This is a genomic window from Acinetobacter sp. NRRL B-65365 (genome assembly GCF_001605865.1).
Classification (GTDB): domain Bacteria; phylum Pseudomonadota; class Gammaproteobacteria; order Pseudomonadales; family Moraxellaceae; genus Acinetobacter; species Acinetobacter vivianii.
On record NZ_LRPD01000003.1, the window covers coordinates 51028 to 63775 of the forward strand.

11 protein-coding genes are annotated in these 12748 nt (G+C 44.8%); 8 read left to right on the plus strand and 3 right to left on the minus strand.

Annotation, left to right across the window (positions count from 1 at the left end):
* Positions 1-17 precede the first annotated feature (17 nt).
* Entirely contained in the window at positions 18-371 is a 354-nt protein-coding gene (locus tag AWW72_RS01920; protein WP_005260113.1) for a DUF1304 domain-containing protein, read from the plus strand.
* A 152-nt stretch (positions 372-523) separates the two neighbouring features.
* Here the strand turns inward: AWW72_RS01920 and tenA are convergent, their stop codons facing one another.
* Complete coding sequence (gene tenA, locus AWW72_RS01925; protein WP_062846267.1) at positions 524-1198, minus strand: thiaminase II; 675 nt, start codon at positions 1196-1198, stop codon at positions 524-526.
* 172 nt (positions 1199-1370) lie between these two features.
* On the opposite strand from tenA, the gene AWW72_RS01930 reads away from it, so the two are divergent.
* The 4 genes from AWW72_RS01930 (at position 1371) to AWW72_RS01945 (ending at position 6460) form a co-directional block, all read left to right on the plus strand.
* A complete protein-coding gene (locus AWW72_RS01930; protein WP_062846268.1) occupies positions 1371-2453 on the plus strand; it encodes a DUF475 domain-containing protein in 1083 nt (360 codons plus the stop codon).
* A gap of 158 nt (positions 2454-2611) precedes the next feature.
* A complete protein-coding gene (locus AWW72_RS01935) occupies positions 2612-3973 on the plus strand; it encodes an MFS transporter (protein ID WP_062846269.1) in 1362 nt (453 codons plus the stop codon).
* 51 nt (positions 3974-4024) lie between these two features.
* Complete coding sequence (gene ssb / locus AWW72_RS01940) at positions 4025-4600, plus strand: single-stranded DNA-binding protein (protein ID WP_004776192.1); 576 nt, start codon at positions 4025-4027, stop codon at positions 4598-4600.
* 423 nt (positions 4601-5023) lie between these two features.
* Positions 5024-6460: an amino acid permease gene (locus AWW72_RS01945; protein WP_062846270.1), complete on the plus strand. Its 1437-nt coding sequence runs from the start codon at positions 5024-5026 to the stop codon at positions 6458-6460.
* Between the two features lie 64 nt (positions 6461-6524).
* Here AWW72_RS01945 and pdxR read toward each other — a convergent pair whose 3' ends face one another.
* Positions 6525-8024, minus strand: a complete 1500-nt coding sequence (pdxR, locus tag AWW72_RS01950; RefSeq protein ID WP_062846271.1) for a MocR-like pyridoxine biosynthesis transcription factor PdxR — start codon at positions 8022-8024, stop codon at positions 6525-6527.
* A 154-nt stretch (positions 8025-8178) separates the two neighbouring features.
* On the opposite strand from pdxR, the gene gabT reads away from it, so the two are divergent.
* The gene (gene gabT / locus AWW72_RS01955; RefSeq protein WP_062846272.1) at positions 8179-9471 is read left to right on the plus strand and encodes a 4-aminobutyrate--2-oxoglutarate transaminase; all 1293 of its coding nucleotides are present in this window, start codon (positions 8179-8181) and stop codon (positions 9469-9471) included.
* Positions 9468-10916, plus strand: a complete 1449-nt coding sequence (locus AWW72_RS01960; protein ID WP_062846273.1) for an NAD-dependent succinate-semialdehyde dehydrogenase — start codon at positions 9468-9470, stop codon at positions 10914-10916. The genes gabT and AWW72_RS01960 overlap by 4 nt, the downstream gene beginning before the upstream one ends.
* Before the next feature lie 92 nt (positions 10917-11008).
* Here the strand turns inward: AWW72_RS01960 and AWW72_RS01965 are convergent, their stop codons facing one another.
* A complete protein-coding gene (locus AWW72_RS01965; protein ID WP_062846274.1) occupies positions 11009-11686 on the minus strand; it encodes a hydrolase in 678 nt (225 codons plus the stop codon).
* Between the two features lie 135 nt (positions 11687-11821).
* Here AWW72_RS01965 and AWW72_RS01970 point away from each other — a divergent pair, with 135 nt between their 5' ends.
* The gene (locus tag AWW72_RS01970) at positions 11822-12742 is read left to right on the plus strand and encodes a LysR substrate-binding domain-containing protein (RefSeq protein ID WP_005088633.1); all 921 of its coding nucleotides are present in this window, start codon (positions 11822-11824) and stop codon (positions 12740-12742) included.
* Positions 12743-12748 lie beyond the last annotated feature (6 nt).

A 12748-nucleotide genomic window follows, 5' to 3' on the forward strand; every position in this document is an offset into this window, starting at 1 on the left:
ATAAAAAGGATAATCAGATGATTGGATCGTTATTGATTGGACTCATTGCCTTATTACACGTCTATATTCTTGTGCTGGAAATGTTTTTGTGGGACAAGCCTTATGGTTTAAAAGCCTTTGGCAATAGTCTGGAAAAAGCACAGCTCACCAAAGTGTTGGCACAAAATCAGGGGCTGTATAATGGTTTTCTTGCAGCAGGTTTATTCTGGTCATTACTGGCACCTGCAAGCTATGCCATTGCGATTGCCAATTTCTTTTTGGGCTGTGTGCTGATCGCTGGGATCTATGGTGGTTTGACTGCCAGCAAGAAGATTATTTACATTCAAGCTGTACCGGCATTGATTGCTTTAATTGTGGTGAATGTTTTTTAGTCGAGAGATATAAGTAGGCAACTGGACGGATTTATGTTTTAATGCGCCCAGTTTGAGATGAGCCTCATACAGTATATCGGACGATACGATATACGACTAAGCCCCTTAATTGGGGCTTTTTTATGCCTAGAGAAAAGTGCAGAGGAAGGGACTTAAGCCTGATCCAGACCTAGCCATTGACGTTGCTGATAAGCGCTATCCCAGAATAACCATTCCAGTTTTGCACCCATCGTATAGGCGGCATGCATTTTTGCTAATGTATCCTCATCACAACGTGCAGCCACTTTATCTACAGTTGCAATCACGTTACGTACTGCGGTATTAAATTCCTCACCTGCATAGGTATCAATCCATGCCTGATACGGATTATCTTCAACAGATTGGTTGATAATGTCTTTGCCCACTTCGGCATAAATCCAGAAACATGGCAGCAAGGCAGCCAAAATAACTGGATAGCTTTCTGACCATGCTGTTGCAGTGAGAAAAGAAGTGTAATGATGGCAAGCAAGCGTAAGCGGTGTGCTCTCAAACTCGGTTTTGCTCACATCAAATTCCTGCATAAAATCATTATGCAAACTGCGTTCTACAATAATGGCGATTTTTGCTGCTTCGGAAAACTGGATCACATCATCGGCTTCATAGGCTTTTGCCGCAGCCACAGCCAGTGCACGACCATAGGCCAATAGGTAATGTGCATCTTGAATGACATAGTGACAAAAGACTTTACGATCTAATGTCCCTGCTGCAAGTTCTTGATTAAAAGCCAATGCTAATATTTTTTGATATAAGTCTTGATTACGTTGCCAAACATCTTGAGAAAACGTCATGGATTGAACCTATTAAAAAACACGATAAATAAACCTGCCAGCACTATAGCAGAGTCTGCTGGAGATAAAATTTTCTTCAAAATAAGTGCAACAATCTTTTGTCTATTTCAACTCAAACTCGCCTACAATAGACACATTTTTATAACCCGACTATTTGAATAAAAGGCTGCTCATGAAGCATTTTCGTTTCTCAATTTTCTTTACGGTCGTGTGTCTTGCACTATCGGCCTACTGGGGCTATACGCACGGGCCTGAAGCAGGCGTAGCCACCATGCTCAAAGCCTTGACGATTACTGCGATTCTGGCGGTAATGGAGGTCTCTTTATCGTTTGATAATGCGGTTGTAAATGCCTCGGTTCTACGTGGCTGGGATCATTTCTGGAAGATGATTTTCTTAACCGTGGGTATCCTGATTGCCGTATTTGGTATGCGTCTGATTTTCCCTGTAGTGATCGTTGCCGTGACGGCAGATATGGGCATGATCGAAGTTGCAAAATTGGCCTTAAATGATCCAAAAACCTATTCAGAACGTTTAATGGCGCATCATGCTGAAATTGCAGCCTTTGGTGGAACGTTCTTATTGCTGGTATTTCTGAACTTCTTCTTTGATGATGGCAAAGAAACCCATTGGTTTAAATGGTTAGAAGCAAAACTGGCGCATTTGGCTAGCGTGCCTGCAATGTCGGTTTTCCTTGCCTTGATCGCGATGATTATTATGGCTGCAAACGTAGAAGAATCATCTCGTTTGGCCGTGACTATGGCGGGTATCTGGGGCATCGTGGTGTATATCGGTGTACAAGTTTTGAGTCATTTACTCGGTGGCGAACCTGAAATTGATGAAAATGGCAATGCCGTGACCCATGACTCAAATGGTGCAGCGACAGGTGTAGTGAAAGCGGGTTTTGGTGGTTTCCTTTACCTCGAAGTACTTGATGCATCGTTCAGTTTTGATGGGGTGATTGGTGCCTTCGCGATTACCAGCGATGTAGTGATCATCATGCTAGGGCTTGCGATTGGTGCGATCTTTGTCCGTTCGATGACGATTTATCTGGTAGAGAAAGGCACATTGGATGCTTATATCTTCCTTGAACATGGCGCGCATTATGCGATTGGTGCTTTGGCATTTATCATGATCGCTAGCGGTACTGGCTTGCACGTACCTGAAATCGTGACTGGTTTGATCGGTGTGGCCTTTATTGTCTGGGCGGTGATTGCCTCGATCCAGTACAGCAAGCGGGAACATCAGGCCTCTTAAGCTTGTTTTCAGCTTGAACAGCTATGTTAAGTAAAGGAGCGAATGTCGCTCCTTTATTTTTTCCCTGAAGAAAGATTGTGATTTTCATGATCTAACTTACAACCTTTGCAGGCGAATGGCTTATAATTCGCTGAGCCAGTTATAGTGTCTTATCAACAATGAATGCTTTAGAACGCCGTTCAACCTTTGCCTTAAGTAGCATTTTTGCCTTACGCATGTTGGGCTTGTTCATGATTATTCCTGTCTTTTCAGTAGCAGGACAATCCTATCAATACGCGACGCCAGCCTTAATTGGTCTTGCGGTCGGGGTATATGGCTTAACACAGGCAATTTTACAGATTCCATTTAGCTTATTGGCAGACCGTTTTAGTCGTAAGCCTTTGGTGGTGCTTGGACTGTTGCTGTTTGCAATCGGTGGGGCAATTGCAGGTTTATCGGACACCATTTATGGCGTGATTATTGGTCGCGCCATTGCAGGTGCGGGCGCAGTTTCAGCGGTGGTGATGGCATTACTGGCGGATGTCACTCGAGAAGAACAACGTACCAAAGCCATGGCCGCAATGGGCATGAGTATTGGTATGTCTTTTGTGGTGGCTTTCAGTTTGGGGCCGTGGCTCACCAGTCTGGTTGGTATTTCTGGTCTATTCTTTGTGACCACGATTATGGGCTTGGCAGCGATAGCAATGCTATTGCTTGTACCTAAAGTCACGCGACACCATCGAAACTACCAGCAAGGTTATCTGAATCAGCTGAAACAAGTCATCCAGATGGGCGAGTTAAATCGTCTACATGTCTCTGTCTTTGCACTGCATTTATTGCTGACTGCGATGTTTATTTATGTGCCTTCACAGCTCATTGAATATGCACAAATTCCATTGGCAAAGCATGGTTTAGTCTATTTGCCGCTCTTGGTGATCAGTCTGTTCTTTGCTTTTCCAAGCATTATCATTGCGGAAAAATATCGCAAGATGCGGGGCATTTTTCTCACTGCCATTGCTGGGATTATTGGCGGTTTGTTGATGCTGATTTTTGGCTACGAATCAAAATACGTGTTACTGGCTGGATTGGGTCTATTCTTTATTGCATTTAATGTGATGGAAGCGTTATTGCCATCATGGTTGTCTAAGGCCGCGCCGATCCAGTCAAAAGCGACTGCGATGGGGGTGAATGCCAGTAGCCAGTTCCTCGGCGCTTTCTTTGGTGGTACCTTGGGCGGGCAACTTTTGATGATGCAGAATACTGCGCTCGGGTGGAGTGTGTTGACGGGGATTGCTATAATATGGCTGCTGATTAGTTTTGGATTGGCACAGCCAAGATATCTATCCTCAATTGTATTGCCTTTACCTCAGACGGTACAAACTGACGAATGGACTTCAAAACTTTTGGCAATTCGTGGTATTGAAGAAGTCGTGGTGATGCCTGAACAACAAGTTGCTTATATTAAAGTCGATAAACAGTGCATAGATGATGCTGGGCGACAAGATTTAACGCACTTGATTGGCAAAGAGGTAGCCATTTGATCATAACTCTTATAAAGTGAAACATATAAATATATAGGATGAAGACAGCTAATGCGTGGTGTGAATAAAGTTATTTTAGTAGGTACTTTAGGACGAGATCCAGAAACAAAAACCTTCCCGAACGGAGGTTCTCTCACTCAATTTTCGATTGCAACGAGTGAGTCGTGGATGGACAAAAGTACGGGTGAACGTAAAGAGCAAACGGAATGGCATCGTATTGTATTGCATAACCGTTTAGGGGAAATTGCTCAACAATATCTACGTAAAGGCTCAAAAGTTTATATCGAAGGTTCATTGCGTACACGTCAATGGACAGACCAGAATGGTCAGGAACGTTATAGCACTGAAATCCGTGGCGACCAGATGCAAATGCTTGATACGCGTCAGCAAGGCGAGCAAAGCGGTGGCGATTTCAATCAACCACGCTTTAACAACAATAATAATCAAGGTGGCGGTTACCAAAACACGGGTTATAACAATAATAATAACCAGAATGGCGGCTTTAACGGCGGCAACCAAGGTAATTATGCGGGTAGCCCTCAAGCAGGTAATGGTTTTAATACACCAAAAGCAGCACCTCAACCGGCTGCAGCACCTGCAGACTTAGATGACGACTTACCGTTCTGAGCCCAAATCAGATGCTTAAAAGCGAGGATAACTTCGGTTATACCTCGCTTTTTTATTGGATAATTGCCTGCACCAGACATTCTTATAACGATCTTCGCAGCATCCATCTTGAGATGATTTCAATCATTTGATTCTAAAAACCAAATTAAATAGCACGCTTAAACATCAATTTGAAAATGTGCAACGTTGATTGTAAATCCTGCAATTGGCCCTCTCTTTTATTATAAAAATGGCTCTCGTTTCTTTGCTGTCGAACCGACAAATTAAGTGTATTGGACGTATGCATACGGAAGCGTCGGTTTAGTCATATAAATATCCATGAATGGATGATGAACAAAACGACTAAATTTTTTGAGGGTATTTTTTATTTCAGAATGCACTGTTCTGAGGTGGGGATATTCTCCTTAGATTAAGGAAAATAATATGGCAGCACATCCAGACTGTTCAGAGGCCAATCGGTCTCAAGGCTTACAAAGTGGATTGAAGTCGCGCCATCTAACCATGATCTCCATTGCAGGTGTGATTGGTGGTGCCTTATTCGTTGGCTCTGGTAACGTTATTTACTCCGCAGGCCCAGCTGTTATTCTGGCTTATGCCTTAGGCGGGTTGCTGGTTCTGTTCATTATGCGCATGCTTGGTGAAATGGCAGTGCTGAATCCCGATAGTGGTTCATTCTCGACTTATGCGGATCGTGCCATCGGACGTTGGGCCGGTTTCTCAATTGGCTGGCTGTACTGGTGTTTCTGGACATTGTTGATGGGATGGGAAGCCTATGTGGCAGGAAAGATTCTGCATAGCTGGTTTCCTTTTATTCCGATCTGGGGCTACATGTTACTGGTGATTGTGTCCTTGATCTGGGTCAATCTAAAAGACGTCAAAAGCTATGGGGAATTTGAATTCTGGTTTGCCCTGATCAAAGTCGTTGCGATTATTATCTTTTTGGTGATTGGCAGTTTAGCTATTTTACATCTATGGCCGTGGGGCGAGATTGCGCAGACGGCGAGTTCAGGAGGCTTATTTCAACAAGAATTTATGCCTAATGGCATCGCGCCAGTCATTACCGCTTTATTGGGTGTGATGTTTGCCTATGTCGGTGCTGAAATTGTCACGGTGGCTGCTGCGGAAGCCAAAAGTCCTGAAAAAGAAATTCGCAAAGCATCGAATTCTGTGGTCTGGCGTATTTTATTATTCTATGTCGGATCAATGTTGATTACGGTCTGTTTGATTCCACATGACAACCCTTTATTAAAAGATCCGACATGGGGAACCTATAGCGTTACCCTGACAGCACTTGGCATTCCTGAAGCACGTCATATTGTGAATTTCGTGGTGCTAACCTCTGTTTGTAGCTGCTTTAACTCGGCACTGTACACCTGTTCGCGTATGTTATTTTCATTGTCCAAACGCGGTGATGCACCAAAATGTCTGGCGGTGACCAATCGTCAGGGCAGTCCGTGGATTGGAGTGTTATTTTCCAGTTTATTTGCAGTCGTTGCCGTCTATTTAACTGCTACAGAAAGTATGAATGTTTATGACGTACTGATGATGGCGACAGGCACGGTTGCTTTATATGTGTATTTGGCGATTGCTTGTTCCCAGTTGCGAATGCGTAAAAAATACGAACGTGAAGGCAAGCATATCGACTTTAAAATGTGGCTTTTCCCGTGGATTACCTATGCCGTGATTTTCATTATTATTGGATCTCTGGTGGTGATGCTGATTGAAGGGACTTATTTTAAGGAAGTGACCTATACTTCAATGCTGGCCTTAGCGATTGTATTGGTGGGGGTGCTAGTACAGAAATTGGATAAGGGGAAAGTCGGGAAAAATGCCCTGATACAGGAAAAACAATCGATCTAAACATGCATGAAGCATAGTTTAAATCCATAGAGAATCTCGTGATTGAGATTCTCTATTTTTTTATTTAAGACAACGTTGCCACACCTGCTTCGCGTAGACATTGCAATAACACACCAAAGGCCATCACCATGTCTTTTTCATTGACACAGGCAAAGCCCATCAGCAGTCCACGCTGGGCATGGGCATGAGAGTGCATATAATATTGTGACAATGCACGCACCTTGACGCCACGTTCCAGGGCGGTGGCTGCAACGGCAACATCATCGCATTGGGCAGGAAGTTTGAGCACCAGATGCAAGCCTGCTGCTTCATCATATTCATGCACAAATTCTGTCCCCAAATATCGATTAATCAGACTGACCAAGTAATCACGTCGTTTGCCATAGAGCAAACGCATGCGACGGATATGTGCTTCATAATGGCCTTCACGAATAAATTCAGCGAGGGCTTTTTGCTCAAGCAGATGTCCACCCCGATATAATTCTGCCGCCACAATCCGTAAAGGGGAAAATAGCGGTTTAGGTACCACCACATAACCGATGCGTAATGAGGGATAAATGGTTTTACTAAAAGTACCCATGTAAATCACAGGTGCATCATTTTCCAGACCTTGCAGGGAAGGATAAGGCTGACCCGAGAAGCGGAATTCACTGTCATAATCATCTTCAACAATCCAGCTGTGATGCTGACGCGCGATCTGGATCAACTGTTTTCTTCTGTCCAGACTTAAATGCGAACCGAGTGGATATTGATGTGAGGGTGTCACAAAAATCAGTTTAGGTGGTTGTGCAGGCTGTTCCTCTGGAATAATTCCTTCGGCATCGACAGGCATGGGTTGAATATCCAGTCCATTGATCCTTAAGGTATTCCGCATGCCCCAATACGCTGGGTCTTCAATCCAGACACGATCTCCGATATCACTCAGTGCCCGAGAGACCAGATCAATCGCCTGATGGATGCCTTCGGTAATAATAATCTGGTCAGCATCGCAGTGGACTGAACGGGCAACACGTAAATAGTCTGCCAAGGCACTGCGTAGCTCAATACAACCACCCGCACTGCTATAAATCAGTCGGTTAATATCGGGTTCACGGCTGAGGCGGGCTTGAATACGGCTGAAAATATGATGTGGAAACTCGGTTACATCGGGCGCACCAGGGACAAAAGCACCCCATTGATGCGGAGAGGCCGCGGCATAGCCCAATAAACTTGAACCTCGTTGTGACAACACAAACGAGGTTTGCTGCTGAGCAATCGGCGCTTGTTTTTTATTTGTCTTGGTATTTAAAAAGGCTTCGGGAAGCTGTTCTGCCACCCAGGTACCATGACCTGTACGTGCCTCAAGATAGCCTTCGGCCTGAAGTTGTTCATAGGCTGAAAGCACCGTATTACGGGAGACATGAATTTCACTGGCTAAATCACGTGAAGCGGGTAAACGCGTTTTGGGCTGGATCACGCCTTCGATAATGGCTCCGCGTAAACAGCGAAATAAGCGCTGATGTAGTTTTCCTTCCATGTCCTGTTGGAGACGTTGTAATAAGTGATCTCCAAGTAAACTACGCAATTGGCTCTCTCCTTCAATTTAAAAGTGGCTCTCGTCACTGGCCTTCATACGCGCGAAATTACAGGTATAGACAGTCCTTGTAAAACATCCTGAAAAAAACCGAGCTGGATGTCGGGCAACACTGTAATTGATGATGAAAATATGAGGGAATTAAATGAACGATCAACATTCTGCACTTAACACACGTAAACAGCAAGCAACACCGCGTGGTGTGGGCGTAATGTGCCAGTGGTATGCAGCAAAAGCAGAAAATGCAACAATTTGGGACAAGGATGGCAACGCGTTTATCGATTTTGCAGGTGGTATTGCGGTTCTAAATACAGGCCATCGTCATCCCAAAGTGATTGCCGCAGTGACTGAGCAACTCAGCAAGTTTACCCATACCGCTTATCAGGTGACCCCTTACGAAAGTTATGTGGCTTTGGCTGAACGGATTAATGAACGCGCGCCGATTGCGGGTGCAGCCAAGTCTGCTTTCTTTACCACGGGTGCCGAAGCGGTTGAGAATGCCGTGAAAATTGCACGTTCATATACAGGCCGTCATGGCATTATCACCTTTGGTAATGGTTTCCACGGTCGTTCATTTATGACTATGGCAATGACAGGGAAAACAGCACCATACAAACGCGATTTTGGGGTGATGCCAGCAGGTGTGTTCCATGCTCGTTACCCTGTGCCAGCCAAAGGCATTAGCGTCGATGCAGCCATTGCCAGTGTTGAAGATGTTTTCAGTGAAGACATTGCACCGCATGACGTGGCGGCGATTGTACTGGAACCTGTACAAGGTGAAGGTGGTTTCAATGTGGTGCCTGCCGAGTTTTTAAAGCGTTTACGTGCCTTATGTGACAAGCATGGTATTTTACTGGTGGCCGATGAAGTACAAACTGGTTTTGCTCGTACAGGCAAACTGTTTGCCATGAATCATTTTGAAACCAAAGCTGATCTGATCACGATGGCAAAAAGTCTAGGTGGTGGTTTCCCGATTTCTGGTGTGGTTGGACGTGCCGAAGTCATGGATGCACCAAACCCAGGCGGTCTGGGTGGAACCTATGCAGGCAACCCGATTGCGGTTGCGGCAGCCCACGCCGTGATTGATGCGATTGAACAAGAAAAGCTGTGCGAACGTGCCAATGAACTGGGTGCTGAATTGGTTGCTGTACTTAAAAATATCCAGCAGGAATCGGGTGATGTGGTCACCGATATTCGTGCACTCGGATCGATGGTGGCGGTTGAGCTGGAAACAGCTGAGCAAGCAAAAGCTGTACAAAACTATGCAATGGAAAACGGTTTGTTACTCCTAACTTGCGGTAAATACGGTAACGTTATTCGTTTCCTATATCCATTAACGATTCCTGCTGAACAATTCCGTCAAGGTCTAGAAATCTTGAAACAAGGTTTTGTCGCATTGAATACAAATCGCGTAACAGCAATGGAGCAACCTGCATGATTCAAAACAATTTGCAGTATCTTTTAAAACATCCAGATATTGCATTTAATCAGCCTGCATCAAGTGATTATATTGAAGTTAATGATGCAGCAACGGGCGATACCTTGGCTTGGGTCAAAACCTATGACCGTACGGCTGTGGACGCTGCCATTCAGCGTTCTGCTCAAGCTCAATCGGCATGGAAAAAGCAAACTGCGCTGTTCCGTGCGGATGTGTTGTTGGCGTGGTACAACCTGATACTCGAGCATAAAGAAAATCTGGCGCAGATTTTAACGGCTGAACAAGGTAAACCACTGGCAGAAGCACGCGGTGAAATTGCCTATGCGGCCTCTTTTATTCGCTGGTTTGCCGAGCAGGCACGCCGTATTGATGGTGAAGTATTAACCTCAACCCAGCCCCATCAGCGCTTACTTGTGATTAAACAAGCGATTGGAGTAACGGCTGCAATCACGCCGTGGAATTTCCCAGCCGCGATGATTACCCGTAAGGCGGCACCTGCGATTGCTGCGGGCTGTACCATGCTGGTCAAACCTGCGGAACAGACGCCATTAACCGCGTATGCACTTGAAGTGTTGGCTTTACAGGCAGGCTTACCTGCTGATGTGCTGATCAATATCAGTGGTGATGCAGTTGAAGTCGGCAAGACCTTATGTGAAAGCGATATTGTCCGTAAGCTCAGTTTTACAGGCTCAACGCAAGTGGGTCGTATCTTGATGCAACAATGTGCGCCAAGCATTAAAAAGCTCTCGCTTGAATTAGGTGGGAATGCACCTGTGCTGGTGTTTGATGATGCCAATCTTGAACAGGCGGTGCAGGGCATTATGGCCAGCAAATACCGCAATAGCGGACAAACTTGCGTTTGTGCTAACCGTATTTATGTACAAGATGGCATTTACGATGCTTTGGCGGAACGTTTAGTTGAAGCCGTATCCAAACTGAAAGTTGGAGATGGGCGTCAGGACGGTTCAACCCAAGGGCCATTGATTGATGAAGATGCGATTGCCAAAGTCCAGTCGCATATTGCCGATGCGACTTCGAAAGGGGCGACGGTACGGATTGGCGGACAGCGTTCAGCTTTGGGTGGAACATTCTTTGAACCGACCGTGTTAACGGGCGTCACCCAAGACATGAAGGTGTCGAAAGAAGAAACCTTTGGTCCACTTGCTCCTTTATTCCGTTTTAAAACCGAAGATGAAGCGGTGGCAATGGCGAACGATACTGAGTTTGGTTTAGCGGCTTATCTATTTACCCAAAGTACAGCTCGTCAATGGCGAGTGGGTGAAGAATTGGAATATGGCATGGTTGGCATCAACACTGGAGCTATTTCAAATGAAGTTGCCCCATTTGGTGGTGTTAAACAGTCTGGCTTAGGCCGTGAAGGTTCAAAATTCGGCATAGAAGAATATGTCGAAATGAAGTATCTCTGTGTAGATTTATCTGAATAAGACATAAAACGTTTTATGCTCTACACAGCACAAGTTTGATAAAAAGCCAGTCATGCCCATTCATGACTGGCTTTTTTCAATAAGGTCTGGAACTAGCGTGCCGAGTCCAAAACTTCATGATTCTGAACAACAGCTTGCGCTTTGCTATAGCTTTCGATCAGCAACTGATAGGCTGGGAAAATTTGTGTATAAACCTGCGCCCATTCCTGCGCATCGTCACGATTCCATGTACGCTGGATTTCAGAAGCAACAGCCGCTGTATCCATAGGCACGACACCTGCCTGAACCACACGTGCCAAGGTAATTTCTTCTGCCATTTTGCTATAAGTCCCTGAAGCATCCACAACCGCAAATACTTTATAGCCATCTGCAACGGCACTGATCGCTGGGAAAGCCATACATACGCTGGTAATTGTTCCTGCAATAATTAAGGTGTTGCGACCGGTTGCTTTCACTGCATCAACAAAGTCTTGATTATGCCATGCGTTGATTTCACCTTTACGTGCAACATATTGTGCATGGGGTGCATTGGCATGAATTTCAGGAATCAGCGGACCATTTGGACCTTGCGGTACTGATGCCGTAGTAATCACAGGAATATTGGCTAAACTTGCAATTTTGGCAAGTGCAGCGGCACGCTGACGTAACTCAGGCATTGGCATATCACCGACGGTCTGGAATAAGCCGCTTTGATGATCAATCAATAGCATTACGGCATCATTGGCATCAATGACTGGTGCTTGACCATTGAAATTTGCTGGTGTTGTCATTGTTCTATCCTCATCATGTTATGGTTGGTATAATTGATGATATAGATAGGATAGTAGCTGAAAAATATCTAATATAGGATATATTGTCATGTATAGAGAACAATAAGGTTTCAATATAGGGCCGAGTAGATAAATATGAAAGATTTAAATGACTTATATTTTTTTGTTAAAGTGATCGACTGTGGCGGTTTCTCGGCGGCGAGCCAAGAACTGATGGTCACCAAGTCTTTATTGAGTCGCCGTATTGCCGAGTTGGAAGAGCGCCTTGGAGTCAAGCTGATTAATCGAACGACCCGACAGGTTTCTATTACTGAAGTGGGTAAAATCTATTATCAGCATTGCAAAGCGATGTTAATTGAAGCTGAGGCCGCAGAGGAAGCGATTGAATTTTTAACAGCAGAGCCACGTGGGCTGATTAAATTATCTTGCCCGACCAATTTATTGCATATCAATATCAGTCAAATGTTAAATGAGTTTTTACAGCTTTATCCGAAGATTAGTCTGCATGTGGAAGCCACCAATCGCCGTGTGGATTTGATCAACGAACGTTTTGACTTGGCGGTGCGCATTCGTCCTTTGCCGTTGGCGGACAGTGATTTAATTGTACGAGAGCTGGCTTTGGCGCGGCAATTTATTGTGGCGAGTCCAAATCTGCTGCATCAGTTTTATTCGATTACTGAGCCGCAGCAGTTGACACAATTTCCAGTGCTGATGATGGAATCTTTTGCACCAGAGTATTATTGGCATTTATTTTCGCATGATCAGCAAGAAATTAAAGTACAGTGTCATCCCCGATTGACCACCACTGATTTAACAGCGTTAAGAGAAGCCACTTTACAAGGTTTGGGTATCGCTAAATTACCTGAGTTAATGATCGCTGAAGATATTAAACAGGGGCGCTTGATTCATGTGCTACCTGAATGGCAACCCAAGGCAGAGTTGATCCATTTGGTGTACACATCAAGACGCGGCTTGCTCCCATCGATGAAATTATTGATCGATTTTCTGGTGAAAAAATTTGCTGAGCTGAAACAGGAAAATTCAGTGTTGTATTAAAAATTG